We start from the raw sequence: 25,821 nt of genomic DNA on the forward strand, positions 1-25,821 counted from the left end.
GGCGTCGGAGGTTGGCTACTGCTGTTCAATGGCTTTCACCCTGTCGTAGCGCAAGGTCCTGTGGCAGCCCACGGAACAGCCGCCGCCGGTAGCGGTGGCCTCGAAGCGGATCGGGATCTCCCAGGTGCCAAAACCTTCCGTCTTGGGATAGATCAGGCGCTCCTGCACTTCCGCATGCGGGTTGTGACAGATCCTGCAGGAACGGGCCTTGGTCTTGTTGACGTGGACCGCGTGCAGGTTGCGCTCGCCGTTTCTGAACTTGGTGAACCGGTCGGTCTTCTCCTCCGCGGCAAGTTTCGGGTCGTGGCAGCGGAAGCAGATCGGGAACGCGTCGTAGCTGAAAGGCTTGTACAGGACGGTCGGGTAGTCGTCCTTGAGGAGCTTGCGGTAGGGACCGCCGTGGATCTGGTGGCAGTTGACGCAGTCGCCGTTGCGCACCGGCTGGTGCACTGATTTGCCCATGGCGAGTTTCCGGTCATGGCACATGAAGCAGAGTTCGGAACCGGGCTTTCTGAGCAGGGACTTGCTTTCGGACTGGTGCGCATCGTGGCAGGCGAGGCAGTCGCCGTCGGCCACCGGCTTGTGCGTGAAGGCACCGGTAAAGTGATCCTGGGGATGGCAGCGGAAACAAAGCGTAGGGGAAGGATCCTTCAGAAGCGACTTCACCTCGGCGCTGTGCGCCATGTGACAGTTGGTGCACTGCCCGAGCCCCACCGGCTTGTGCAGCACCGGCTTCTGGACCAGGCGGCCGTGGCAGGTGGCGCAGAGCTTGTCCTTGGGAACCTTGAACCCCATGCTGTCCTTGCCCATGGGGTGGTTGTCGTTGAACTGCTGGTGGCAGTCGAGGCAACGACCGGTGGCGACCGGCTTATGCGGCACACTCCCACGGATCAGATCCTTGTGACAGATGCTGCACTTGAACGGCTCGGCGAGGGCGTCACCCGGAGTGAGGGTGACGCCGACGCAGAGCAGATACAGAGCTACTGCCAAAGGATAGACCACGAGGGAGTGTCGCATCGATCGGATTACCTTTTCAGGGGACTACTTCCCGTAGCTGTGCAGACCGGAAAGGAAGAGGTTGACCCCCAGGTAGCAGAAGATGGTGGCGGCGAAGCCGATCACGGAAAGGATGGCCGCACGACGCCCGACCCAGCCGCGGGTGATGCGGGCATGGAGGAACGCGGCGTAGACGAACCACACGATCAGGGACCAGGTCTCCTTCGGGTCCCAGCTCCAGTAGGTGCCCCAGGCATAGTTGGCCCAGGCGGCTCCGGTGATGATGCCGAGGGAGAGCAGCGGGAAGCCGATCATGATCGCCTTGTAGTTCAGGTCGTCCAGGATCCTGATGGACGGGAACATGGAGAGCAGGCCGCCCGCCTGGACGTCGGCGCCACCTTTTTCCATGGACTCGCGGATCAGGTACATGATCGAGATGCCGCAGGCGACCGCGAAGGCGGCATAGCCCAGGAAGCAGGTGATGACGTGGTACATGAGCCAGTTACTCTGCAGCGCGGGGACCAGCGGCTCGATGCCGCTGTCGAGGCCGAGCTGCGCCCAGGCCATACCGAACAGCGCGAACGGAATGACGAAGAAGCCGATGGCGCGGTACTTGTACTTGAAGTCGATGATGAGGAAGATGAGGACGATGGTCCAGGAGAAGAAGACCACGGACTCGAACAGGTTGGACAGCGGCGCGTGGCCGTGCCCCTGGTCGTAGGATTCCTTCCAGCGCAGCCCGATGGCGGCGGTCTGAACCAGGAAACCGAAAAGAGCGGCATAAGTACCGGTAAGCCCCACAGCCTTGTTGCGCGAGGCGAGGAATGCAAAGAATATACAGGTGGAGACCATGTAGATGACCATGGTCACGTTGAAAAGCATAGAACTGGACATATCGATATTACCCTCCGGACGTTCAGTTAGAGCGGCATGGGGCAAGCCCCGTTAAGGTTTTTATCCTTTTAAGCCTTGCCGATTTTCTCGACCAGGTCATCAAAACAGATCTCAAAGCCTGCCGGGTTCTTGCTGGCGGAACCGCCCAGGGTGACCCCGGAATCGGTAACGCGTGCCCACACCCGCTTGTGGGACATGAAGAACGCCATGCAGATACCAAGCACCATCAGGAAGCAGCCGAACCACACCACCCAGACACCCGGGTCGTGCGCCACCTGCAGACCGGTGTAGAACTTCTGGTCCATACCGTCGAAGGTGATCAGCAGGTCGCCGCCGTGCTGCGCGTTGAAGGACTCGTACTTGTCGGAGAGGATCACGAACGGCTGCGGGTTGCCGCCGGCCGGGGTGAACTCGACCTGGGCGCCCGGGCCGTCGAAGCCCCTCATGAAGGGACGCACGTCCATGGTCGCTTCCATGACGGAGAGGAAGGCGCCGCCGGGAAGGGCCACGCGCTCGCCCTGACGGGCGTTCAGCTTGACCGGTGCGCCCCCCTTGCGGTCACGCACGGTGATGTGGTAGAGCGACCCCTCGTCGGACTGGCCGAAGCTGGACTGGTAGAAGGTGATCCCCTTGTAGGTAAGCGGATCGTTGACGATGATCGGGCGGCTCTGGAAGCCCGGCACCGGTTTCCCGTTCTCCAGGACGGTCAGCACGCTCTTGAATTCTTTCGGCGCGCCGGTGTCGTAATAGGATACGGAGAATTTCTCGCAGCGGACCTCGAAGCCGAGGGGGATCATCTTGCCGCTCTGGGTCTGCACCTGGGAAACGGCGCCACCTTCGGGGATGTTGGTGTAGGCCTTGTAGCCGGCGAAGGAGCCGATCAGCGCTCCGATGAAGATGACGATAATGGAGAGGTGCACCACGTAGACGCCGAGACGGCACCAGGGGCTCTTCTGGGCGAAGAGGTGGTACTCGCCGTTGCTCTCGGTGATCACCGGGGCGGCGAACTCAGCGCGGAGGAAGGAGGCCATGCGCTCCTTGAGCTCTTCCTTGGAGCCCTTGAGCTTGAGGTCCTTGACGTTGGCCAGCGACTTCTCGAAGTTGTCGTCCATGACCAGCACCGGCTCGGAAACCACCTTCCAGACGCGCGGCAGCCTCTTGATGGAGCAGCAGATCAGGTTAAGGGTGAGCAGGTAGAGCAGGAGGATGAACCACCAGGAGTGGTACATGTCAAAGAAGCCCAGGGCGCTGTACAGGCGAATCTTGGTCTCGGAGAGAGTCGCCAGGTATTCACGCTGCGGCCCCTGCTGGATGACGGTACCGATGATCGATACCAGTGCCAGGCCGATCAGCAGGAAAATGGAAAGTTTCAAGGAACAGAAAAAATCCCAAACCTCTTGTGCAAATCCTCGTTTGTTCGTCGTAGTCAAGGCCGTCTCCCGGTAAGGTTATGTACAGCTGTCGTAGCAGGTTTGCCATTATAGACAAATTGTCAATAAGCGCAAAACAAAAATTACGAATACACAAGGGAACAAAAAAAAGGGTAACAGGCGAACCTGTTACCCCTAACACTGCAATTTGATTCCCGTAAGGGAAGATTACTTCTTGTGGCAGTCGCCACACTTGGTCGGGCCGCCCTTGGCAGCGTGGCACTCTTTGCAGGCTTTGCCGTGAGCCGCTTCCTTGTTGATAGCGATCTTGGCCGGTGCGCCGTCGCCGTGGCAGACTTTGCACTCGTTTTTGCCCTGGTGAGCCTTGTGGTTGAAGGTGACGTTGCCGTTCTTAGCCGGGTAAACGACGGAATCAGCGGCCATTGCGGTAACGGCAAAGGCGAGGGTCAGAGCTACTGCAGCGAAAACCTTTTTCATGAGTGTTCCCTCCATTATTTTAGGTCTGAAAACGGCCCGAAGGTATACAAACCGGGGCTCATTGTCAAGTAAAATCAACCGCAAACCGGCGTCACTTCTGGAGTGCGGCCTGCAGCGCCTGGTCCTTCTCTTCCACCTCTTCCGCCATGCGCGTCTTGTAGGCGACGAACTTGGTGCGCAACTCCGGGCAGGCCAGGGAGAGCATCTGCACCGCGAGGAGTCCGGCGTTCTTGGCACCTGCCTTGCCGATGGCCATGGTGGCGACCGGCATGCCGCCGGGCATCTGCACCATGGCGTAGAGTGCGTCGACGCCGTTCAGTGCCCCCCCCGGCATGGGGACCGCGATGACCGGCAACGGGGTTTCCGCGGCGACGACGCCGGCCAGGTGGGCCGCCATGCCGGCAGCGGCGATGATGACCTGGATGCCGCGCCCTTCGGCCTCGCGGGTGAGCTTGGAGGTCTTGGCGGGGGAGCGGTGAGCCGAGGAAACGTGCATCTCGTAGGGGACGCCGAATTCGGTAAGAACCCTGGCCGTCTCCTCCATGGTGGTCAGGTCGGAATCGCTTCCCATCAGAATCAAAACGGTCGGATTGGACATTGTTGGTCTCCAGTTACTGTTTGGATGAAGTGTGTTGTGTTGTTGACAAGCAAAAGCGGGGCTAGGGGCTAGGGACTGGGGGCTAGTAAAAACAAACGCATCTGCACCTGTTTGCCTTTACTAGCCCCTAGCCCCTGTTTTGCTCTTGCTAGCCCCTGGTTTTCCCTAGCCCCTGTTTTGCTCTTGCTAGCCCCTGGTTTTCCCTAGCCCCTAGCCCCTGTTTTGCTCTTGCTAGCCCCCGGTTTACCGGTTCATGGCCTTGGCGCCGATGTCTTTTCTGTGGTGCATGCCGGGCCAGGTAATGAGCTTCACGCCGCTGTAGGCGCGGTCGATGGCTTCCTTGACGGTTCCACCAAGGGCGGTGACGCCCAGCACGCGGCCGCCGTTGGTGACGATGGCGTCGCCACTGGCCTTGGTGCCGGCATGGAACACGACCAGGTCCTCTACCTTGCCCGCTGCCGCGAGCCCCTCGATGACGTCGCCCTTCCTGTAGTCGGCGGGATAGCCTTCAGCCGCCAGCACCACGCAGACCGCAGCCTTGTCGTGCCACTCGATCTCGACGCCTTCCAGGCTGCCGGAGGCAACCGCCATCAGGATGGGGACGATGTCGGACTTCATGCGCATCAAGAGCGGCTGGCATTCCGGATCGCCGAAGCGCGCGTTGAACTCGAGGGTCTTCACGGAGTCGCCGTCGATCATGAGGCCGGCGTAAAGAACGCCCTGGTACCGGCGCCCTTCCGCCTTCATGCCGTCCACGGTGCGGCGCATGACTTCGGCCATGGCCTTCTCGTGGATGGGCGGGGTGACCACGGGGGCCGGGGAGTAGGCGCCCATGCCGCCGGTGTTGGGGCCTTTGTCGCCGTCGTAGACCGCCTTGTGATCCTGGGCCGAAGCGAGCGGGATGATGCGCTCGCCGTCGGTGAAGGCGAGGAAGGATGCCTCCTCCCCTTTCAGGAACTCCTCGATGACCACGCGGGAACCCGCGGCGCCGAAGGCGTTGCCGGAAAGCATGTCGGTGACGGCTTCTACCGCCTCATCGCGGGTCTGGGCGATGATGACCCCTTTACCCGCGGCCAGGCCGTCTGCCTTGATGACGATGGGGATCCCGGTCTTGTCGATGAAGTCGATGGCGGCCGGCACCTCGGTGAATACGCCGTAAGCCGCGGTCGGGACATTGTACTTCTGCATCAGGTCCTTGGAGAACGCCTTGGATGCCTCGATGATGGCGGCGTTCTTGCGGGCGCCGAAGGCCTTCAGGCCGTTCTCCTCGAAGAGGTCAACAAGCCCCAGGGAAAGCGGCAGTTCCGGGCCGACCACGGTCAGCGCCACCCCTTCCTTCTTGGCGAAGTCGAGCAGCCCCTGGAGGTTGTCCACGGCGATATCGACGTTCTCAGCCAGCGTTGCCGTGCCCGGGTTGCCGGGGGCGCAGAACACCTTGGTGACCAGCGGGGACTGGGCGATCTTCCAGACCAGCGCGTGCTCGCGGCCGCCGCTGCCTACTACCAATACCTTCATATCTATCTCCTTAACGGCAAAAGCTGTGAACCACAGAGGACACAGAGGATCACGGAGGGAACCCCAAAACCGGGGGGGGCAAAAGCAAAAGGCTTAAAGCTTTTGCCTTTGTATTTTCCTCTGAGTCCCTCTGTGTCCTCTGTGGTTAATGCTCTGCGTTTTTGTCTTTAGTGCCTGAAGTGCCTCATCCCGGTGAAGACCATGGCGATATTGTGCTCGTCGGCGGCGGCGATGACTTCGGCGTCGCGCATGGAGCCGCCCGGCTGGATCACGGCGGTGACACCGACGCTGGCGGCGTTGTCCAGACCGTCACGGAACGGGAAGAAGGCGTCGGACGCCATGACGGCACCCTGGACCGGTATCCCGGCGTGCTCGGCCTTGATGGCTGCGATGCGGGCGGAGTTGACGCGGCTCATCTGGCCGGCGCCCACGCCGACGGTGGCGTTGCTGCGGCCGTAGACGATGGCGTTGGACTTGACGAACTTGGCCACGCGCCAGGTGAAGAGGAGATCTTCCATTTCCTGGTCGGTCGGTGCGCGCTTGGTCACCACCTTCAGTTCGGCGAAGAGGTCGAGGTCGGCGTCCTGGACCAGCATGCCGCCGTTGACGCGTTTGAAGTCGTAGCGGGCAGCGGGCTGCTCGGGCCAGAAGCCGCACTCCATGAGACGGACGTTCTTCTTGGCGGCAACGATCTCGCTGGCAGCCTCGGTGACCTTGGGAGCGATGATCACCTCGACGAACTGGCGCTCCACGATGGCGCGCGCGGTGGTCTCGTCGAGCTCGCGGTTGAAGGCGATGATGCCGCCGAAGGCGGACTCAGGATCGGTCTTGTAGGCGAGGTCGTAGGCTTCCATGATGTTGCCGGCGACGGCGACGCCGCAGGGGTTGGCGTGCTTCACGATGACGCAGGCGGGCTGGTCGAACTGCTTCACGCACTCGAGCGCCGCATCGGTGTCGCCGATGTTGTTGTAGGAAAGTTCCTTGCCCTGGATCTGGCGCGCGGTGGAGATAGAAGCTTCCTTGCCCCCCTTCTCGACATAGAAGGCGCCCGACTGGTGCGGGTTCTCGCCGTAGCGCATCCCCTGGGCCAGCTGGTACTGCATGGTCAGGGTGTCCGGGTACTTGGCAACGCCTTCGCCGGTGCGGGCGCCCAGCCAGTTGGAGATGGCGCCGTCGTAGGCGGCGGTGTGCTGGTACACCTTGACGGCGAGGCGGAAGTTGGTCTCACGGGAGACGCTGCCACCGCTTGCTTTCATCTCGTCCAGGACCAACTGGTAGTCGGCGCAGTCGACGATGACGGTGACGTCGCGGTTGTTCTTGGCAGCGGAACGGAGCATGGTCGGGCCGCCGATGTCGATGTTCTCGATGGCGTCTTCCATGGTGCAGTCTTCCTTGGCAACGGTCGCCTCGAACGGGTAGAGGTTGACCACCACCATGTCGATCGGCTCGATACCGTGCTCCTGCATCTTGGCCACGTGCGCCGGGTTCTCCCTCATGCCGAGGATGCCGCCGTGCACCTTCGGGTGCAGCGTCTTGACCCTGCCGTCCAGCATCTCGGGGAAACCGGTGAACTCGGAAACGTCCTTCACCGGGATGCCTGCCTCACGCAGCAGTTTCGCGGTGCCGCCGGTGGAGAGGATCTCCACGCCGTAGCCGGCCAACGCCCGGGAAAATTCCACCACTCCAGTCTTCTCCGACACGCTTACCAGCGCGCGCCCAATCTTTGCCATTTGCCCACTCCTTTTTGTTGCTGCTCTTTGATGGTGATTAGATATTTAAAGCATAACCACAGAGGTCACAGAGGATCACAGGGGACACAGAGGAAAACTGTGGGGACTGGCTCCGCCAGGTGCCTGTCCCCCTTTATCTTCAAAAAGCATATCCACAGAGGACACAGAGGCTCACTGAGGACACAGAGAACGATTCGAGGGTGAAACCTTACGTCTTTATGCCTTTCCTCTGAGGCCTCTGTGGACCTCTGAGCCCTCTGTGGTCAGGCTTGTGCTTTGGGGAAATCTATATTGGCCAGGAAGTGCTTTTCGAAGAGCGGTGTGCCGGAAAGGGGGATGACACGGACCTTTTGCGCCAGGGCCTCCATCTGATCGCTGCCGCCCGCGGCGAGCAGTACTCGCTCCACGCCGGCCAGCGCCCCTTCCTTGATAAATCCGGTGATTCTTACCATTTTTTCGTTGAAAATTCCAACCTTTTTTAGCACATCCGGTGACAGCACGGCGCCAAAGGAACCGGTCAGCACCACCCGCGCAACATCGTCCATGGACAGGTTCGCCTTGCTCAAGAGGATCTCCATGCCGCCGCGCATCGCCCCCTTGGCGAGCTGCAGCGCCCGGATGTCGTCCTGGTCCAGATAGACGAAACTTTTGGCATCGCGATGCAGGACGAAGGCGGTCACGCCGTTCACCTCCTGCACCCGGTTGCCCAGATTGGAGTCGATCTCGGCAGCGGGGAGGAGCCTGCCGGTCGGATCGATGACGCCCTGCTCCAGAAGGGCAGCCACGGTGTCCAGAACGCCCGTGCCGCAAATGCCGCAGGGGGGAGCGCCGGCGATGGTGGATGACAGTAGCCTGTCCCCTTTTATTTGGACGCCGCTCACCGCGCCGGGGAGCGCGGCCATGCCGCACTTGAGGTTGCCCCCCTCGAAGGCGGGGCCGGCGGCGGCCGAGGTGGCGAGGTAACGCTCGCCGTCGAAAAGGGCGATCTCCGCGTTGGTGCCGACGTCCAGGAAGAGGGTCGCGGGCGCGGGCGCCTCAGGCAGTCCGAAGAGAAAGGCAAGCAGGTCGCCGCCGACGAAACCGCCGGGCAGGGGGAGCAGGTAACAGGGATAGTCACGGCTCCAACCGAGATCGAGGGTGGTTACGGATTTTCCGGCGGAAAAGAGGGGGCGAAACGGAGGATGGGCCAACGACTCTACCGGCAGGGCAAGGGCGATGGTTTCCATGGAGGGGTTGCCGGCGATGGCTACCTGCGCGAGATCCGCGGGCGACGCGCCGGCCTGGTCCAACAACACGCCGGTCATGCGCTCCATCTCGGCAGCCAGAACGGTCTGCATGGCGCGCAGGTTTTCGGGATCAGCCCCCGCGGTGAGGCGGGCGAGGACGTCGGACCCCCAGCGGCGCTGGGGATTCATGGCGCCGGTGACGGCCAGCCGTGCTCCGGTGACCGTATCGACAAGCGACGCAGCTATGGTGGTGGTGCCCAGGTCGAAAGCGGCGGCGAGCCCCTTAGACGAAGACAATAGTGCTCTCCCCGGCGGGCTCGACTGCACCGATCGTTACGGCGAACAGGCCGGACTCCCCGGCGCGGGCAAGGAATGCACGGGCGTCGTCGGGGGCAAGGGAGATGAGGAGACCCCCGGATGTCTGCGGATCGAAGAGCGGCAGCAAGGCATCGCCGCCGGAGCCGGTTACGTGGGATTGATAATGCTGGCGGTTGCGATAGCACCCCGCGGGGACCATGCCGTCGTCGATGAGGCCCGGCACGCCGGACATGACCGGAACGCGGGAGAGTTCGATGCGGAAGGTGACCTTGGCGCCGAGCGCCATTTCGCAGGCGTGGCCGATGAAACCGAAACCGGTGACGTCGGTGGCGGCGGTAGCGTTGCAGGCCACCATCAGCTCGCACGCCTTGGCATTGAGCGCGGTCATCCAGCCGATCGCTTCCTGCGCCAGGGCGTCTTCGATCATCTCCGCTTTGATGGCGGTGGAGATGATGCCGGTGCCGAGCGGCTTGGTGAGGATAAGGACGTCGCCGGGGCGGGCGGTGCAGTTTCTTACGATGCGGGAGGGATCGATGAGGCCGGTTACGGCCAGGCCGAACTTCAGCTCGTCGTCCTCCACCGTGTGCCCGCCGACCAGGCAGCAACCCGCCTCCTTGAGGGCGTCGGAACCGCCGGCGAGGATTGCGGCCAGCACGGGGGTGGGGAGCGAGCAGGCCGGGAAGAAGGCGAGGTTCATCGCCGTCACCGGTTTGCCCCCCATGGCGTAGACGTCGGAAAGGGCGTTGGCCGCGGCGATGCGGCCGAAGGTGAAGGGATCGTCCACCAGCGGCGTGATGATGTCGGTGGTCTCCACCAGGGCAAGGCTCTCCCCTATGCGGTAGATCCCCGCATCCTCGGCGCCCTCGACGCCCACGATGAGGTTGGGGTCGTCCGAGCGGGTTATGTCGCGGATGGCATCTTCCAGGCCCGCCGGGCCCAGTTTGGCAGCTCAACCCGCCGCCTGCACCATCGTTGTGAGCCGTACCTTGTCAGTCATAAAAACCTCGGAAAAACCAGAAATCAGAACCATTGGCCACGGAGAAAATCTGAGGCAATCTGAGAACGGCACCTCTTTTATTATCCTCGGTAGATCTCGCGCCTGTGCCCTACCCTTAGCACCAGCACGGTGACAATATCGTCTTGGATACTTGCAACGATACGGTAGTCCCCTTGCCGGTACTTCCAGAATCCTCCAAGCTTGGCACCGACCAGAGCCTCGCCGATGCTCCGTGGGTCCTTTAAAGCCGCAACACGCTCACGAAGAAAGCGCAAGATCCTCCGCGCCACCTGAGGATCAAGCCTTTCTAGCTCGCGGACTGCCCCTTGTGACAACTCAATCTTCCACCTTCATAGCGACGCATCACCTCCTCGAGAGGGACTGCTTCTTCGCTTCCTGAGCGGATTGCCTCCAGGCGCTTTTCGGCCAGATAAAGGTCTTCTATTTCATCGAGATGTTCCAGTATCGCTTCCCTGACATAAAAACTTTTGGGGCGATGCGTTTCACTGGCCAAACGCGCTAGCCTCTTGTCCACTTCTTCATCGATCCTGATTGTGACTGTACGCATGGGAAACTCCTCCCTTCCTCTGCGAAACTTCTTAGGCCCTGCACTTACCCAATATACACCCTGCGCACGCGGCGGGTGGCGATACCGCACATGATCTCGTAGGGGATGGTGCCCGCCTTCTCGGCCAATTCCTCGGCGCTGATGCGATCGCCCATGGGATCGGGTCCCAAAAGGGTCACGTCGTCACCCACGGCAACGCCCTCGATGTCGGTCACGTCGAGCATGATCCAGTCCATGCAGACGGTGCCGGCGACGCGGGCCCGCTGGCCGCGGATCAGCGCCTCCCCCTTGTTGGTGAGGCTGCGGCAGTACCCGTCGGCATACCCCACGGGAACGCTGGCGATGAGGGCGCGCTTGTCGGCCACGTAGCGCCTGCCGTAGCTGATGCTGGTCCCGGGCTCCACCCACTTGAGCATCGCCACCCGGCTCTTCAGCTTCATGACCGGCAAAGACGCCTGCTCGTCCACGAAGTCCCGGGAAGGTGCGGCACCGTAGAGGATGATCCCCGGCCGTACCAGGTTGCAGAAGGGAAGATCGGCGGCAAGGATGGCGGCGCTGTTGGCGACATGGACGTAGGCGGGATCGTATCCCTGGCGGCGGGCCTCGGTGACGGCGGCGTTGAAACGCTCGGCCTGCAGCTTGGTGAAGGCGAGGCCGTCCGGGTCGCGTTCGTCGGCGCTGGCGAAGTGGGAGAAGATCCCTTCCATCTCGAGGTTCTTGAACTGCTTCAACTGCTCGAGGAATTCAGGCACCTTGTCCCAGGTGACGCCGAGGCGCCCCATGCCGGTATCGACCTTCAGGTGGATCTTGGCCTTGCGGTAGCACTTGATTTCCAGGGCCGCACGGTCCAGCGCCGCGGCCTGCTCCAGCGAATAGAGCGCGGTGGAGATATTGAGGCCGATGCAGCGCCGCTCCTCGCCGGGATAGATGCCGCCCAGGATCAGCACCGGGCGGTAGATGCCGCTCATGCGCAGTTGCACCCCCTCGGCGAGGAAGGCGACCGCGAAGGCGTCCACTCCGAGCTTTTCCAGCTCCTCGGAGACGTACTGGAAACCATGGCCGTAGGCGTCGGCCTTGACCACGGCCAGGATGCCGCATCCCTCCGGCACCTTCTTCTTTACCAGCCCGAAGTTGTGCCTGAGTGCGGCGAGATCTATCTCAACAACCGTAGGACGACTGTCCATCTCGAAATCCCGTATCGGTATATCTGAATGAAATCAGGCCGGGACGGTCCCGGCCACAGATTTTTCTACCACTTTAGCCCCTGAGTGTAAAGGCAAAAACCCGAAAGCGATTGACTTTGCAAGAGGATTCCATTATGTTTACGGCCTCAGCAAAAGCCAGCTAGGGGAGTTCATCCGAACTGAGACAGGGCGATCCTGAACCCTTTGAACCTGATCCGGGTAGTACCGGCGTAGGGAAGCGGCGCGTACTCCGACCTTTTCATCGTGAGCCGTGACCCCGTCGCGGCTTTTTGTTTTAGTACCCAGAAGCTCTAACGTAAAGACGCGAAGGCGCTAAGACGCCAAGAATGGCTTGTTGGGGAACGACCTGGTTTTCCCGCTTTTCCTTTGCGCCTTCGCGGCTCTGCGTCTTTGCGTTAAATCTTTTAGAGGTGTGCCTTGTTAAGACTCGTGGTGGACCATAGCGGGAAGGAGCGGCGTGTGGCGGGACTGTACCTGATCACGGACCAGGGCGAACGCCTGGTGCCGCGGGTGCGGGAGGCGCTCGGGAGCGGCGGGATCTCGCTGCTGCAATACCGCGACAAGCTGCGCAGCTTCGAGGAACGCCTGTCGCTCGGCAACGACCTGAAACACCTCTGCAACGAGTTCCAGGTGCAGTTCATCGTCAATGACGACCTCGAGCTCGCGCTGGCCCTGGACGCCGACGGCCTGCACCTGGGCCAGGAGGACGGCGACCCGGCCGCGGCGCGCGCGGCCCTCGGCCCCAAGAAACTGATCGGCATCTCCACCCACTCCATGGAAGAAGCGCTCGCCGCACAGGATGCAGGTGCCGACTACATCGGCTTCGGCTCCCTCTATCCCACCGAGAGTAAGGAGGTCGAGCACCTGCAGAGCCCGGAAGCACTGGCTCAGTTGAGGGAAAAGGTGCAGATCCCCATCGTCGCCATCGGCGGCATCAACCGCGACAACGCCTGCGCGGTGATCGACGCCGGTGCCGATTCCATCGCGGTCATCTCGGCCGTGCTTGCCGCCCGCTCCCCCGGACTCGCCGCGACCGAACTCTCCCTCCTGTTCAACCGCACACTGACGCAGCCGCGCGGGGCGGTGCTCACCATCGCCGGCAGCGATTCCGGCGGCGGCGCGGGGATCCAGGCAGACCTCAAAACCATCACGCTGCTGGGAAGCTACGGCGCCTCGGCAATTACCGCCCTCACCGCCCAGAACACGCGCGGCGTCACCGGGATCCATTCCTCCCCGCCCGCCTTCCTGGCGGAGCAGATCGACGCGGTGCTGTCGGACATCCCCATCGACGTGGTGAAGATCGGCATGCTGTCCTCGCCGGAGAACGCGGAGATCGTCGCCGACAAGCTGACCGCGTACGAGATGAGGATGGTGGTGCTCGACCCGGTGATGAGCGCCAAGGGGGGCGTGGCATTGCTCGAAGACGAGGCGCTCTCGGTGCTGAAGAAAAGGCTGGTGCCGCTGAGCTACCTGGTCACCCCCAACATCCCGGAGGCCGAAGCCCTGACCGGCCTCACCATCACCGACAGCGCCGGCATGGAACTGGCCGCCCGTGCGCTGCACCTCATGGGCGCCAAGCACGTGCTGGTCAAGGGGGGGCACCTGACCGAAGGGGTGGTCACCGACATCCTCTTCGACGGCACCGGCTTCACCCGCTTCAGCGCGCCGCGCGTGCTCACCCGCAACACCCACGGCACCGGCTGCACGTTGGCATCTGCCATCGCCACCAACCTGGCCCAGGGCGAGCCGCTGCCGAGCGCGGTGCTGAGGGCGAAGCTGTTCGTGACCCGCGCCATCAAGTATTCGCAGCCGCTGGGCAAGGGGCACGGACCGGTGAACCATTTCCTGGCGGCGCGGGAGCAGGGGGAATAGTCCCCTCCCCCGGAGGGGGAGGGATAGGGAGGGGGCGCGCAGCGTCTTCATACCCGCATCCCCCCTCCCAGCCTCCCCCCTCCGGGGGGAGGAGCGATGAAAGACCTCACTAAAGACGTAGTCATAAAAAGGAGCAACCATGACCCAGCTGGAATACGCCCGCAAGGGGATCATCACCGACAAGATGAAGACGGCAGCCCTCGCCGAGGGGGTCGACGCCGAGTTCATCCGCGCCGGGATCGCCGCCGGGAACATCATCATCTGCCATAACAACAAGCACGTGAACGGCACCCCGCTTGCCGTGGGCAAGGGGCTGAGGACCAAGGTCAACGCCAACATCGGCAGCTCCGCCGACGATCTCAATTTCGAGAAAGAACTGGAGAAGGTACGCGTGGCCGTGGCCAGCGGCGCCGACGCCATCATGGACCTCTCCACCGGCGGCCCGGTCGACGAGATCCGCCGCGCCGTTATCGCCGAGACGTCCGCCTGCATCGGCACCGTGCCGCTGTACCAGGCCGCGCTCGATGCGGTGAGAAAGCACAAGAAGGCGATCGTCGAGATGACCGTGGAAGACATCTTCCAGGGTGTCATCAAGCACGCCGAGGACGGCGTCGACTTCATCACCGTGCATTGCGGCGTGACCCGCTCCACCGTGGAGCGCATGCGCAAGGAAGGGCGCATCATGGACGTCGTCTCCCGCGGCGGCGCTTTCACCATCGAGTGGATGGCGCACAACAACGCGGAGAACCCGCTCTACGAGCACTTCGACCGCCTGTTGGAGATCACCAAGGCCTACGACATGACCCTGTCGCTGGGCGACGGTTTCCGCCCCGGCTGCCTGGCCGACGCCACCGACCGTGCCCAGATCCACGAGCTGATCATCCTGGGCGAGCTTACCCAGCGCGCCCAGGAGTACGGCGTGCAGGTGATGATCGAGGGTCCGGGTCACATGCCGCTGAACCAGATCGAGGCCAACATCCTCTTGCAGAAGCGGCTGTGCCACGGCGCCCCCTTCTACGTACTGGGGCCGCTGGTCACCGACATCGCCCCGGGCTACGACCACATCACCTCCGCCATCGGCGGGACCATTGCCGCCGCGGCCGGCGCCGACTTCCTCTGCTACGTGACCCCGTCCGAGCACCTGAAGCTGCCGAGCGTCGAGGACGTGCGTGAGGGCGTGATGGCATCGCGCATCGCAGCGCACGCCGCCGACATCGTCAAGGGGGTCAAGGGGGCCATCGAGAAGGACAACCAGATGGCGCGTTGCCGGAAGAAGCTGGATTGGGAAGGGCAGTTTGCGCTGGCCATCGATCCGGTCAAGGCGCGTCGTCTGCGCGAAGAGTCCGGCGTTGCCGACCACGGTGCCTGCACCATGTGTGGCGAGTTCTGCGCCTACAAGGTCATGGACGACGCCACCGAACGCGAGCGTGCCAACGCCGCCTGCGCGTAGCAACGCCAGGGTGCCGAAACACCTGTAGGGGCGAATAATCATTCGCCCCCTTCGCTTCACGAAAAAAGCCGCTGCCCCCTTCAAGGGCCAGCGGCTTTTATTTTTTAAATCTTCAACGCAAAGGCGCCAAGGCGCGGAGGCGCAGAGACAGAAACAAAAGACAAGGCATGATGGGTTTAACAATACCCCTGCTTTTCTTTGCGCCTCTGCGGCTCTGCGCCTTGGCGTTGAGGCTTTAAAGGCTGTTGTTAACGCAAAGACGCAAAGGCGCAAGGACAACCCGAACTGCAAAAGCTTGAAGGTTATAATCCCTGTTTTTCTTTGCGACTTTGCGGCTTTGCGTTTCAATAGCTTTGGTCTTTGAATCTTTAACGCAAAGGCGCCAAGGCGCGGAGGCGCAGGGACAGAAACAAAAGACAAGGCATGATGGGTTTAACAATACCCCTGCTTTTCTTTGCGCCTCTGCGGCTCTGCGCCTTTGCGTTGAGGCTTTTAAAGGTTTTGCTGCTCTGCCCCTTTGCGTTGATGCCTCTGCTACGGACTCACCACGATGCTGAAGGAGTGGTCCGTGTAGGAAGCCCCCCTGGTCACCCTGAGGGTCACGGGCCTGGTCCCGACGTAGGTGGCGGTAGGCGTCCAACCGATGATGCCCGAGGTACTCACTATCATCGACGTGGTCGGCCGCGTTATGAACGTGTAGGTGAACGTCCCCCCCCCAGGCATGGTCGCAGTTACGGGATAGCTGTAGGCGACGCCTACCTTGGCGGTCGTCACCGGCGTCGAGGTGATGGTGATGGGCGAGGCAGCAACGACGACAGTGAAACTCTGCCGCTTCACATACCCCCCACCGGAGACCTGGACCACCACCGGGAACGAGCCCGCCTGCGTCGACGTCGGCGTCCAACTGATCACCCCCGCGCTGTTCACCACCATCCCCGTGGGCTTGGTAATGAGGGAGTAGCTGAACGTGGTCACCCCGGCGAGGCTCGCCGTTACCGGGTAGCTGTAGGCGACCTGCGTGCTCCCGGTGCTGGCAGGAGTGGAAGTGATGACGATCGGCGAAGGCGCGACCTGCACGTCGAAGCTCTGCGTCGCCTGGTACGCCCCGGAAGTGGCGATCACGGCCACAGGGTAGCTCGCGCCGGCCTGTACCTCGGTAGGAGTCCAGCTGATGACGCCCGTGCTGGAACTGATGGTCATCCCCGAAGGCGGCCCCGACAGCGCGTAGGTGACGGCGGGCATGCCGCTGGCCACCGCGGTCCGAACCGTGTAGCTGTAGGCTTTCAACTCGGTGGCGGTAGTGACCGGGGTAGAGGTGAAGGTGACCTGGGGCTCCTGGGCCGTTACGGTGAACTGCTGATCCGTCGCAAGCAGGTTGCCGCTGGCGACGCTCGCGACGACAAGACGGACCGGGGCGGGACCAAGCTGGTCCGGCCGGGGAGTCCACGTGATGACGCCGGAGCCCGAGACCGTCATCCCTTCCGGGGCGGTCGGCAAGGAATAGGTGAGCGCACCGCCGCCGGGCTCGGAAGCCTGGACCGTGTAGGTGTAGGTGTACCCCGGGGCGGCCAGGCTGGGCGGGGTGGAGCTTAGGCTCGGCAGGTGGCTGGCCGCCGCCGCGGCGTCCGGACAGGAACCGCCGTAACCGTTGTGGCAGCGCTCGCAGTCCATGGCAGCGCCCCCCTTGTACGGGGTGCCCCACTTGACGTCGGTGCGCAGCAGGTGGCAGGCGACGTTGGAACAGGTCTTGGTGCCAGCGTCGTAGCTTGCGTAGGTGAGCTTCTGCCCGGACCAGGTGCTGCCGTAGGGGTAGTCGATGGTCGGCACCGCCACCTGCTTCTCGAAGGCGACATCCTTCTTCCCGTTGACGTGGGCGGCGAAGTTGTCGATCGGGACGTCGCTCATGGTTGAGAAGGTCCCGGTGGCATCTTCGGTCCTCGTGTAGGTCCCCTTCTGCTTCACCGTGTCGTTATGACAGTACAGGCAGGCCAATGGCTCGGAGGCCCCGGTCTCGAAGTACATGTTGTTCTTGTGCAGGAAATCGACCGGGCCATAGCCGAAATCGTCGCTGCGCCAGACATGGCTGTCACCGGCGCCGCCGCCGTTCTCCGGGTACCGGGTCTCGGGCGGGTTGGCATGGCAACCGGTGCAGGCAAGCGGTCCACTCTCCCAGGTGACGCTCCGGTAGTTGGTGGTGGTGACCAGGTCGGCCGGTATGGGGGGCGTGCACGTGGTCGCATAGGACGGAACGTCGGTCGGGGTGGTCCAGGAGGTGTAGCTGTGGCAGTAGACGTTGCTGCAGGTCCCCTGGGTGTAGGTGAGCCCCCTGTCGTCCTGGTACTGCGTGTTGCCTGCAGCGTAGGAGGCGGTGGCGGGATGCTTCGCCTTCAGCGACCCGGCCGGTGCCTGCGGGTTGTAGAGTTCCACGTCGACGGTGCCGTTGCCGTGCTTCAGGCCGTCCATGGGATGGCAGTTGCCGCAGTTCATCACGTAGGCCGAGGAGGTCGCCCCCAGGTCCTGGGCGATGCCGGTGGAACCGTAAGCCGCCTGCGCCACGGTCCCTCCGTAGTGCTTCAGGTGCGAGGCGGTCGCAGGCGGTGCGCCGTGGCAGCCGTCGCAGCCGAGCGTGCCGCCCCAGGTGGCGCTGCCGTTGTTGTGGCAGCTGATGGCGCTGCAGGTGCTCCCCCCCGCGTTGTAGCTGTAGCTGAAGGTCCGCCCGGGCCCGGGCTCCACGTCGGTCCTGCCGTTTATGTGGGTGACGTTCGCCGGCCACAGCGCACGTCCGGTGGCGGTGGTTTCGTGGCAGTCGCCGCAACCAAAGCCGCCGTTGAGGTGGGCGGTGTGGCTCCCCGAGGTGTTGGCGTGGCAGCTCGTGCAGCCGGAGCCAGCCTGGTACGCCTTCAACCCGTCGGCCTGCTGCTGGGTGATCTTCTGCTGCGCCACCAGGTGGTTCAGGGCGCTCTCGATGGAGCCGGTGACCGCACCGTTGTAGAGGTAATCGATGGAATCGGAGATGAGCTTTCTGGTGTAGGCGGAGTTGTGCGCGTAGGCGCCGGGCTCGCGCAGCAGCATCACGTAGTTGAAGGCGGCCCCCATGGCGTCGGCGCCGCCCTGGCCGCTCCCCCAGTTCAGGTCGGTGAAGTACGGATACGTCTCCCGGTACACGTGCCCCTTGTCGGCAAGCATCGCCTTCAGCACCTCGAGCCCGTTAAGATAGGCATCCCGGCTTGCGGCAAGCGATGCCGCCGTAAGCGAGGTGCCGTGGCAGTTGGCGCATGGGGATTCCGCCGCAGCAATGAAGCTGTGACCGCCTTGCCCGGTCTTGTGGCAGGCGACACAGGGGCCGCCGCTGCCGGTCGCACTACGGTCGCCGATGCCGATGCCGCGGTGGCTGTTGCTGGAGTAAAAGGCGTAACCGGAAAAGTTGTACCCTCCCCTGCCGTGCAGCACGCCGCCGGCTGCCAGGTAGTGGGGCGCGACGAAGGGGGTGTTGCCGAAGTCGGCGCCTGCGGCAACCTTCACCGTTATGCTCGCCCCGTTATTCAGGCCGCTGTGACAGGACATGCAGACGTTGGACGTTCCGGTGTCGCGGTTCACGTAGGTGTCGTCCGGGTAAGGGTGAACCGGTGCCAGCGTGCGTACCACACCGTTGGGGACGTCCTTGTGACAACCGATGCAGGTGAGAACCTCTTTGGTTTTGTCCGAGGCGACTCCCCAGGCAGTCACCACCTTGCCCGTCGAGTAGGCGATGAAACCGGTGGTGGTGTGGCACTGCACGCAACCGGTGCGGGTCTTGAAGTCAAAGGTGGTCCATGCCGCGGCGTTGACCCGCGCGTGACCGGAGCTGTACCACTGCTGGCGCACCGCCGCGTTGGCGGGACTGTTGAAATGGCAGTCCGAGCAACTCGCCCGCGAGGTGACGTAGGATGCGGGGTACCCGGCGCTGGTCACGTTGTTGTAGTGCAAAAGTCCCAGCGGCCCCGGCATGGCGCCGCTGGTGGAACCGGGGTTGTGCTTGTTGTGGCAGGTGGTGCAGTCGGTGGCCCCCATCGGAAAGGGATGCCCCACCACCTGCCCCGACCCGTCGATATGACAGCCGTTGCAGGCGGTGACGGAGGCGGCCGGGTCGTGGGGCGCCTGGAGGTGGCAGGAGGTACAGGTGACGCCGGACCGGCTGTGCAGCGACGCGCCGTAATCGGTCGCGATCTGCGAGTTATGGCAGGTGACGCAGTAGTTCGACCCCACGGTGCCGGCGCTCGCCGCGGTAATGACAAAGGTGGTGCGGTTCACCGAGGCCGAGTTTACCGGTGTGGGCATGGCGCCGCTGGTGTGGCAGGAAACGCAGGAAATCGCCACCGCCTTGTGGGCGGAAGCGGACCAGCGCGTGAACACCAGGGGAGCGGGATAGATGCCGGCAGCGCCGTGGCACCCCATGCAGTCGTTCCGCATGCTGTCGGTGAGAGAACCGACCACGGTGACCGTGGTTGTGGCCGAGGCAACCGGAGTGCTGCCCAGGAAGTTGGTGAGTTTGAATTGGTAGGTCCCGGTGGCGGTCGGGGTAAAGGTCGGGCGCAGCGTGCCGGCGCCGGACAGGGTGACGGCAGGTCCGCTGATCTGGCTCCAGAGCTGGCTGTCTCCTCCGACGCTGGCGCTGCCGTTCAGGATAACCGGCGTGTTGATGGGGACGCGCTGGTCGGTGCCGGCATCGGCCCGCACCGTGGTGTAGGTCGCCACCACGCTCCCGGGGCCGGTCACGTTATTGACCGTGATCTTCACCGGCTCCGCAAAGGGCAAGGTGACGGGACGCCCCGAGAGGTCAGTCAGGCTGCCGCCGGTCGCGGCAATCAGGAAGCTCCCGGCTCCCCCCGGGGTGGCGGTAAAGACACCCGTTCCGCCGTAGGCAACCGTCATGCTGGCCGGGGTTATGGTACCCCACCCCGCCACCGTCGCCGTAACCGCGTACTTCTGGAGCGTGAACTTCGCTACCAGGGACTGGATGGCGCCGCCGCTTTTCTGGAAGGTGGTGGAATAGTGCGAAGTGTAGTTGCCGATGGGGATCGTGGCGCCATTCCTGGTCAAACCGCCGATGTTGTAGCCGGCATTGGCCGCCACCACGACCGGGACTGCCGCAGAGGTGGTGAAATTGGCATAGAATACGGTGCCCGCCGTGGTCTGGGTCGGGTTGTTGCGGACCTTGATGGTCCCGCCTACCGTCGAAAGCTTCGTTTGCAGTTGCCATGAGGTTGCTGCCCAGGCTCCCAGTGCATACATCGTGACCAGACAAACCACTGCACACAACACCCTCTTGAGCATGTGTCCTCCCCAGTTGTTGCCGTCGCGTCCACTAAGCGAAGCTTATAGTTTTCAATTAATTAGCAAATTCTGTACCGCAAAACTCCTGTTCGGTCTCGAGGAACCACACCCACCGCAGGCGATGGGGGGGACCCGAAGGGAGATGCTGACTGGGCGAGCCGGGAGGGCGGCGACAGCAGATAAAATTATTTTTCCGGCAGGTTAGAGCACATTCAGCAAATGATGCGCCCCAGCGGGTGGAAGGCCAAATGACAGCTTCGGGATCGGTTGAATGGCAGGAGGTGCGGTCAAAGCACAGAGGAGAAGCGGCAGTGCAAACAGCAACGCGGGGCCGCAAAGAGGCAGGACCAGCAGGTTCTCTCTTGGCGACTCCGCGTCTGCGTCAAAAGGACTTCGGCCACCTGGCCTACTTCGCCCTCTTCGCTCCACGAAAAAAGCCGCTGCCCCCTTCAAGGGCCAGCGGCTTTTGTTTTATAAATCTTCAACGCAAAGGCGCCAAGGCGCGGAGACGCAGGGACAGAAACAGGCAGACAAGCGTGAGAGGTTTTACAATATTCCTGCTTTTCTTGGCGACTTTGCGGCTTTGCGCCTATGCGTTAAAAGCAAGGCTATCCCCCCGGACCACCGCCAGGATCTCCTCCGCACTGCCGGCCTGGCATGTTTCGCATCCCAAATCAGCCACGATGCTGCTCACCAACCTGCGGTACTTCTCATCGTCATCGACAAACAGGATCGATCGTGTCGGTGTTTCCATGTCTTCCCCGCTGGTAAAAAATGGAGGATGGCCCGTGCCCAGGCCATCCTCCGGAAGAGGCGCCTCAAAGAGGAGGAGAGAGGCGCCCTGGAAACGTGTTGGGGATGTAAGCGCCGCGATGCTACCCACCAAATAAGGAAGAAATGTGGAGCAAATGTGAAAGTCGGCTCCGATGGGCCGCGGTCGTAGCCCGCCGTCCACAGGCCACAGTCCCCCCTCGCCCACCGCCTCCCTCACCCGCCCTCCGGGCACCCTCTGCCAGAGAAAGAGGGGACCAGTCGGACAACAGGGGCCGGTAACGCCGGCACTGCCGGTTCGATCATAAAACCTGACTTTTCAGCCTTTTAACGGACGGATGGTAACGATTCGGCAACAAAAGAATGGATTTAAACCAATGCAGAATCGGCAGAAAGGCGCCGGGGCGGCACTGGCGCCGCCCCGGGGGGGGGTAACTGTCAGCAGACGTCGTGGGTCCCGGCTTTGGCCAGCGAGGGATGTTGCGGAAAATGGAGAGTCACGGTGGTCCCGTGTCCCGGGCGGCTCCAGGCGGAGACGTCGCCATTGTGCATTTCCATGATCGCCTTAACTATGGCGAGCCCAAGGCCCGTGCCGCTGTGGTGAGAGCCGGATTTCACCCGGTAAAACCGGTCGAAAAGAAAGGGAAGGTGTTCGGAATAGATGCCGCAGCCGGTATCGGCGACGGCTATCTCGACCGCGCCGTCACTCCCCATGGACGAGGAAATGACGATGTCCCCTCCTGCCGGTGTGTAGGCGATGGCGTTGCCGATGAGGTTACTGAGAGCACGGCGGAACAGGGTCCGATCCCCCCAGAAGGAGGCGTCGCCGCGGCACACGAGGGAGATCCCGGCAGCGCTGGCCTCGTCCGAGAAGTAGTCCACCACCTCGTCGACCTCGGTCCCGGCGTCGAGTTTCTCGAACATGAGGTCGTTTTTCTCGTTGTCGGCGCGGGCCAAAAAGAGCAGCTTGTCGATCACCGCGGCCAGCCGCTCGTACTCAGTGAGACTGGAAGCGATGATCTCCTGGTACTCATCCGCCGTGCGATCCTGGGAGAGGGCGATCTCCGCCTCGAGCATCAGGTTGTTGATGGGGGTGCGCAGTTCGTGGGCGAGGTTCCCCGAATAGTGCGAGAGCCTCTGGAAGGAACTTTCGAGGCGGGCCATCATGGCGTTCAGCGACTCAATCACGGGATGCATCTCGTGCGGGAACCGTTCTACCTCCAACCTGGTATTGAGCCGGTTGCCGGTGATGTTCTTGATCGAACTGCTGAACTCCTCCAGGGGCCTGAGCCCCCGTCTGACGACGATATAGGAACTGGGGATCGCGAAGAGAAACGCCCCCAGCCCGAAGAGAACGAGATAGGTGCGGTAGACGCCTATAAGCTGGTCATGCTGGGCGAGATCTATCCCTATCTGCAGCCGCCAGCCGCGGGCCTCAGAGACGGGATCGGTGAGCTTGGCGGTCCTCAACAGGAAATTGCTGCCCTTCGCTTCGAACTTTCTGGACCTGGTATCGCCCGGGAGAGGGAACACGGACGGGGGTAGGACGCCCCTCATGTTGGGGCAGTCGACGACGACCTTCCCCTCACGGTCCACGATGCGCATCAGGATGCAATTGGTACCGGCGTCTTCCCCCCGTACTTCCGACGCCATCACCTGCTTGATGGCGTCGAGGCCGGAGGGGGTTGACAGCAGGGCGCGCACCGAGGTGATCTCACCCTGCAGTTGCTCGGTGCCCGATTCGTTGATGTGCTGCACCAGCTTGAAGTACAGCAGCAGTGCGCACAAGGTGAAGCCGACTACGATGGAAATGATGTACAGCACGGCCAGGTTGTGCGCCATGGACCGGATGGATCGCGCCGGGGTTCCTTCCGTGGAAGGGACGGCATCACTCATCGCGGTCCTCGAGCACGTAGCCGACGCCGCGCACGGTGTGAATCAGCTTCTTGTCGAAGGGGCCATCGACCTTGGCCCTAAGCCCGGCGAGCTTCACGTCCACGATCTTCAGGTTGGCGTCGAAACCGAGGTTCCATACCGCCTCCGCTATGCGCAGGCGCGACTGCACCTCACCGGCACGGCGGATCAGCATGGAGAGGAGCGCGAACTCCTTGGGGGTCAGCTCCAGGTGCTTACCGGAGCGGGTCGCCTTGCGGGCGAAGAAGTTGACGGTGAGGTCGGATACCTGCACCTCGTCCTGCTGCAGCACCTGCCCCCGGCGCAACAGCGCCTGGATGCGGGCACAGAGCTCGCCGAAGGAGAACGGCTTGACCAGGTAGTCGTCCGCCCCGGACTGCAGGCCGCAGATCCGGTCGTGTACCTCGTCGCGCGCGGTGAGCATGATGATCGGCGTGCTCTTCCCCGCCTGGCGCAACCGCTTGACCACCTCGAACCCGTCGATGCCCGGGAGCATGAGATCGAGGATGATCAACTCGTACGCCTTCTCCTTCGCCATAGCGAGGCCTTTCAGGCCGTCACCGGCGATGTCGGCGTTGATGCTGACCTCCGCCAACCCTTTCCGCAACTGCTCCGCGGTTTTCTCCGAATCTTCAATGACAAGGAAATTCATACCAGACCCTTTCTAGGCTTGGCCGGCGCGTACCTAACTGAACGCCGTGCAATACCCCCAATAGCTCCCTCCGCCGACCACGACGAAGAGAACCACATGCTTGATCACCAACATCCTGCGCCTGGTCCGCTCGGTCTCGGCGCCGTAGAAGTTGTCTACGTAGGTGAAGCTGCGCATCCCGCCGGTGGCGAAGATGGCCACCGCCGCACCGATGCTGTTCCAAAAGAAAAAGCGCTCTATCTGGGCGAGCGTCCCCGCGAGCTGCTGCGCCTCCAGCCTGTAGCCGTGCAACAGGTGGATGGCGATCAGTGCCGAGAGCCAGTACCCGGTCATGAAATCGTGGATGAAGCCGTTGAACACCACGGCGATCTTTTTTACTCTGTCCATGCTCTCCTCGCCCGCGTCAGGGGATCGGCGCGAAGGTGTGTGGATGCGACTGGGCTTCATCCTGCCCGCGCTGCATTCCCTTCACGCTCCTGACCAGCGCCTGCACCTCGGGCGGCATCTGCCCCCCCTGCTTCATCATGGCCCGCATCTGGCCGGCTAGGTAGGAGTTGTTGATCAGGATGTCGAACACCGCCAGCATGAACTCCTGCTTCCAGGGCGAAAGCTGGTGCAGGTTCTGGAACTTGTGCATGAAGAACTTCTGGCTTGCCTTGCCCAGCTCGCGCTCCAGTTCCTCCAGCGTCATGTTTTTGGGCTTGATGACCGGCTCGACCAGGTTGTATTTCCGGAAGTCGGTAGTGGCGACGTACTGCTCCAGCTCGGGGTAGAGCTCCGCGTAGGGCCACGGCGCGATGGCCAGGAAGAAGGCCATGTCCGGGTTGTAGTGCTTGGCGAGCTCGATGGTCTTGGCAATGCTCTCCGGGGTATCGTCCGGCATCCCCAGCACGAAGGAGGTCTCCGACACGATGTCGGCGTTGTTGATGATGTCGATGGCCGCCTTGGACTGCTCCACCTTGGTGTTCTTGTTGAAGAGGTCCAGGGTCTCCTGGTCGCCCGCCTCGACGCCGACGTAGATGTGCTCCACGCCCGCCTCGCGGTACTTGTCCATGATGTCCGCATCGCGCAGGATGTCGTCCACGCGGGTTTCCATGAGGAGCTTCACGCCCACCTTGCGCTCGATCATCAGGTCCAGGATGCGCACCCAGCGCTCGCGGTCGAAGGTCGGAATCTCGTCGGAGAGCATGGCGACTTCGACGCCGTAGCTGTCGCGCAGAAGTTCCAGCTCGGCCACGAAGTTCTCGGCGCTGCGGGCACGCCAGGAGCGCTCCCAGAAGAGCTGCTGCGAGCAGAACGAGCATTTCTCCATGCAGCCGCGCGACGAGGAGACGATGGCGAGCCGCGCGTTGTTCTTGGCGCGGTAGCGGTAAATGGGCCACTCGACCAGGTCCCACGCCATGGGGAGCGAGTCGAGGTCGGCGATGGGGGCCGCCTTCGGGGTGGCGAGCACGGCGCCGTCGCGCCAGAAGGAAAGCCCGGGCACGGTGGCGGGGTCGCCGCCGGCGTTCAGGCAGTCGAGCAGCTTGACCAGGGTAACTTCCCCCTCCCCGCGCACCACGAAGTCGACCGTGTCGTGCTCCGCCTTCAGGATTTCGTCGTAGCAGAAGGTGGCGTGCACATTGCCGTGCACCGTGACCACCCGGGGATTGATCTTCTTGGCCAGTGCGGTCAACTCCAGCGCGTGGGCGATGGAGGCGGTGAAAGATGTGGTGGCGACCACGTCGGGCGCGAAGGCGCGCAGGCGCTCCTCGATCTCCGGCCACTTGTGCCACAGGCTCATTGCATCGTAGTAGTCGACTTCATATCCGGCGGCGCGCAGCGAGCCTGCTATGTAGACGAAGCCGACGTTAAGCCAGGTCCCCGCAGATTCCACGACACCGGAGTGGTACGGCGGCGTGACCAGGGCTACTCTTTTTATGCTCATAACCTAT

20 protein-coding genes and 1 riboswitch are annotated in these 25,821 nt (G+C 62.8%); of the genes, 2 read left to right on the forward strand and 18 right to left on the reverse strand.

Annotated elements, in window-relative coordinates:
- Nucleotides 1–15: 15 nt before the first annotated feature.
- The 12 genes from JFN91_RS18450 to alr form a co-directional block, all read right to left on the reverse strand.
- The gene (locus JFN91_RS18450; protein ID WP_199390620.1) at nt 16–1,017 is read right to left on the reverse strand and encodes a cytochrome c3 family protein; all 1,002 of its coding nucleotides are present in this window, start codon (nt 1,015–1,017) and stop codon (nt 16–18) included.
- A gap of 24 nt (nt 1,018–1,041) precedes the next feature.
- Nucleotides 1,042–1,890 (reverse strand): c-type cytochrome biogenesis protein CcsB, encoded by an 849-nt coding sequence (ccsB, locus tag JFN91_RS18455; RefSeq protein ID WP_199390621.1) that lies wholly within the window; start codon nt 1,888–1,890, stop codon nt 1,042–1,044.
- A 68-nt stretch (nt 1,891–1,958) separates the two neighbouring features.
- Complete coding sequence (gene resB / locus JFN91_RS18460) at nt 1,959–3,320, reverse strand: cytochrome c biogenesis protein ResB (protein WP_199390622.1); 1,362 nt, start codon at nt 3,318–3,320, stop codon at nt 1,959–1,961.
- A gap of 168 nt (nt 3,321–3,488) precedes the next feature.
- Nucleotides 3,489–3,758: a cytochrome c3 family protein gene (locus JFN91_RS18465; protein WP_199390623.1), complete on the reverse strand. Its 270-nt coding sequence runs from the start codon at nt 3,756–3,758 to the stop codon at nt 3,489–3,491.
- Between the two features lie 91 nt (nt 3,759–3,849).
- The gene (purE, locus tag JFN91_RS18470; RefSeq protein ID WP_199390624.1) at nt 3,850–4,356 is read right to left on the reverse strand and encodes a 5-(carboxyamino)imidazole ribonucleotide mutase; all 507 of its coding nucleotides are present in this window, start codon (nt 4,354–4,356) and stop codon (nt 3,850–3,852) included.
- A gap of 243 nt (nt 4,357–4,599) precedes the next feature.
- Nucleotides 4,600–5,871 carry a phosphoribosylamine--glycine ligase gene (purD, locus tag JFN91_RS18475; protein WP_199390625.1) on the reverse strand — a complete coding sequence of 424 codons (1,272 nt, stop codon included), beginning with the start codon at nt 5,869–5,871 and terminating at the stop codon, nt 4,600–4,602.
- A gap of 167 nt (nt 5,872–6,038) precedes the next feature.
- Nucleotides 6,039–7,601 (reverse strand): bifunctional phosphoribosylaminoimidazolecarboxamide formyltransferase/IMP cyclohydrolase, encoded by a 1,563-nt coding sequence (purH, locus tag JFN91_RS18480; RefSeq protein WP_199390626.1) that lies wholly within the window; start codon nt 7,599–7,601, stop codon nt 6,039–6,041.
- Between the two features lie 263 nt (nt 7,602–7,864).
- Nucleotides 7,865–9,124: an ASKHA domain-containing protein gene (locus JFN91_RS18485; protein WP_199390627.1), complete on the reverse strand. Its 1,260-nt coding sequence runs from the start codon at nt 9,122–9,124 to the stop codon at nt 7,865–7,867.
- Nucleotides 9,111–10,142: a selenide, water dikinase SelD gene (selD, locus tag JFN91_RS18490; RefSeq protein ID WP_199390628.1), complete on the reverse strand. Its 1,032-nt coding sequence runs from the start codon at nt 10,140–10,142 to the stop codon at nt 9,111–9,113. The genes JFN91_RS18485 and selD overlap by 14 nt, the downstream gene beginning before the upstream one ends.
- Nucleotides 10,143–10,222: 80 nt before the next feature.
- On the reverse strand, nt 10,223–10,432 hold the full coding sequence (locus JFN91_RS18495; RefSeq protein WP_328747545.1) for a type II toxin-antitoxin system RelE/ParE family toxin: 210 nt from the start codon (nt 10,430–10,432) through the stop codon (nt 10,223–10,225).
- A 17-nt stretch (nt 10,433–10,449) separates the two neighbouring features.
- Nucleotides 10,450–10,710: a type II toxin-antitoxin system RelB family antitoxin gene (gene relB / locus JFN91_RS18500; RefSeq protein ID WP_199390629.1), complete on the reverse strand. Its 261-nt coding sequence runs from the start codon at nt 10,708–10,710 to the stop codon at nt 10,450–10,452.
- 44 nt (nt 10,711–10,754) lie between these two features.
- Nucleotides 10,755–11,894 (reverse strand): alanine racemase, encoded by a 1,140-nt coding sequence (gene alr / locus JFN91_RS18505; RefSeq protein WP_199390630.1) that lies wholly within the window; start codon nt 11,892–11,894, stop codon nt 10,755–10,757.
- 152 nt (nt 11,895–12,046) lie between these two features.
- Nucleotides 12,047–12,148, forward strand: a riboswitch (TPP riboswitch).
- Nucleotides 12,149–12,332: 184 nt separating this feature from the next.
- Between alr and thiD the strand changes: the two genes are divergently transcribed.
- Together thiD and thiC are read left to right on the forward strand one after the other, a co-directional pair.
- Nucleotides 12,333–13,787, forward strand: a complete 1,455-nt coding sequence (gene thiD / locus JFN91_RS18510) for a bifunctional hydroxymethylpyrimidine kinase/phosphomethylpyrimidine kinase (protein ID WP_199390631.1) — start codon at nt 12,333–12,335, stop codon at nt 13,785–13,787.
- 139 nt (nt 13,788–13,926) lie between these two features.
- A complete protein-coding gene (thiC, locus tag JFN91_RS18515; RefSeq protein WP_199390632.1) occupies nt 13,927–15,237 on the forward strand; it encodes a phosphomethylpyrimidine synthase ThiC in 1,311 nt (436 codons plus the stop codon).
- Between the two features lie 534 nt (nt 15,238–15,771).
- Here the strand turns inward: thiC and JFN91_RS18520 are convergent.
- The 6 genes from JFN91_RS18520 to JFN91_RS18545 all read right to left on the reverse strand — a co-directional run bounded on the left by JFN91_RS18520 (nt 15,772) and on the right by JFN91_RS18545 (nt 25,814).
- Nucleotides 15,772–20,550, reverse strand: coding sequence for a putative Ig domain-containing protein (locus JFN91_RS18520; RefSeq protein ID WP_199390633.1), 4,779 nt, complete (start codon nt 20,548–20,550; stop codon nt 15,772–15,774).
- Between the two features lie 589 nt (nt 20,551–21,139).
- Nucleotides 21,140–21,304, reverse strand: coding sequence for a hypothetical protein (locus JFN91_RS18525; protein ID WP_199390634.1), 165 nt, complete (start codon nt 21,302–21,304; stop codon nt 21,140–21,142).
- A 455-nt stretch (nt 21,305–21,759) separates the two neighbouring features.
- Nucleotides 21,760–23,217 carry a heavy metal sensor histidine kinase gene (locus JFN91_RS18530; RefSeq protein WP_199390635.1) on the reverse strand — a complete coding sequence of 486 codons (1,458 nt, stop codon included), beginning with the start codon at nt 23,215–23,217 and terminating at the stop codon, nt 21,760–21,762.
- Entirely contained in the window at nt 23,210–23,887 is a 678-nt protein-coding gene (locus tag JFN91_RS18535; protein WP_199390636.1) for a response regulator, read from the reverse strand. Before JFN91_RS18535 ends, JFN91_RS18530 begins: the two co-directional genes overlap by 8 nt.
- Nucleotides 23,888–23,920: 33 nt before the next feature.
- Complete coding sequence (locus tag JFN91_RS18540; RefSeq protein ID WP_199390637.1) at nt 23,921–24,274, reverse strand: hypothetical protein; 354 nt, start codon at nt 24,272–24,274, stop codon at nt 23,921–23,923.
- A gap of 16 nt (nt 24,275–24,290) precedes the next feature.
- Nucleotides 24,291–25,814, reverse strand: coding sequence for a B12-binding domain-containing radical SAM protein (locus JFN91_RS18545; protein ID WP_199390638.1), 1,524 nt, complete (start codon nt 25,812–25,814; stop codon nt 24,291–24,293).
- Nucleotides 25,815–25,821: the final 7 nt, after the last annotated feature.

Source organism: Geomonas anaerohicana, from assembly GCF_016458305.1.
Lineage (GTDB): Bacteria > Desulfobacterota > Desulfuromonadia > Geobacterales > Geobacteraceae > Geomonas > Geomonas anaerohicana.

What these genes read in the sequence shown, in the direction of transcription:
- alr (WP_199390630.1), bottom strand. Translation starts at nt 11,894, where the DNA reads ATGGACAGTCGTCCTACGGTTGTTGAGATAGATCTCGCCGCACTCAGG.
- JFN91_RS18545 (WP_199390638.1), bottom strand. Translation starts at nt 25,814, where the DNA reads ATGAGCATAAAAAGAGTAGCCCTGGTCACGCCGCCGTACCACTCCGGT.
- JFN91_RS18540 (WP_199390637.1), bottom strand. Translation starts at nt 24,274, where the DNA reads ATGGACAGAGTAAAAAAGATCGCCGTGGTGTTCAACGGCTTCATCCAC.
- JFN91_RS18530 (WP_199390635.1), bottom strand. Translation starts at nt 23,217, where the DNA reads ATGAGTGATGCCGTCCCTTCCACGGAAGGAACCCCGGCGCGATCCATC.
- purD (WP_199390625.1), bottom strand. Translation starts at nt 5,871, where the DNA reads ATGAAGGTATTGGTAGTAGGCAGCGGCGGCCGCGAGCACGCGCTGGTC.
- relB (WP_199390629.1), bottom strand. Translation starts at nt 10,710, where the DNA reads ATGCGTACAGTCACAATCAGGATCGATGAAGAAGTGGACAAGAGGCTA.
- ccsB (WP_199390621.1), bottom strand. Translation starts at nt 1,890, where the DNA reads ATGTCCAGTTCTATGCTTTTCAACGTGACCATGGTCATCTACATGGTC.
- JFN91_RS18525 (WP_199390634.1), bottom strand. Translation starts at nt 21,304, where the DNA reads ATGGAAACACCGACACGATCGATCCTGTTTGTCGATGACGATGAGAAG.
- thiC (WP_199390632.1), top strand. Translation starts at nt 13,927, where the DNA reads ATGACCCAGCTGGAATACGCCCGCAAGGGGATCATCACCGACAAGATG.
- purH (WP_199390626.1), bottom strand. Translation starts at nt 7,601, where the DNA reads ATGGCAAAGATTGGGCGCGCGCTGGTAAGCGTGTCGGAGAAGACTGGA.
- JFN91_RS18520 (WP_199390633.1), bottom strand. Translation starts at nt 20,550, where the DNA reads ATGCTCAAGAGGGTGTTGTGTGCAGTGGTTTGTCTGGTCACGATGTAT.
- JFN91_RS18465 (WP_199390623.1), bottom strand. Translation starts at nt 3,758, where the DNA reads ATGAAAAAGGTTTTCGCTGCAGTAGCTCTGACCCTCGCCTTTGCCGTT.
- purE (WP_199390624.1), bottom strand. Translation starts at nt 4,356, where the DNA reads ATGTCCAATCCGACCGTTTTGATTCTGATGGGAAGCGATTCCGACCTG.
- JFN91_RS18535 (WP_199390636.1), bottom strand. Translation starts at nt 23,887, where the DNA reads ATGAATTTCCTTGTCATTGAAGATTCGGAGAAAACCGCGGAGCAGTTG.
- JFN91_RS18450 (WP_199390620.1), bottom strand. Translation starts at nt 1,017, where the DNA reads ATGCGACACTCCCTCGTGGTCTATCCTTTGGCAGTAGCTCTGTATCTG.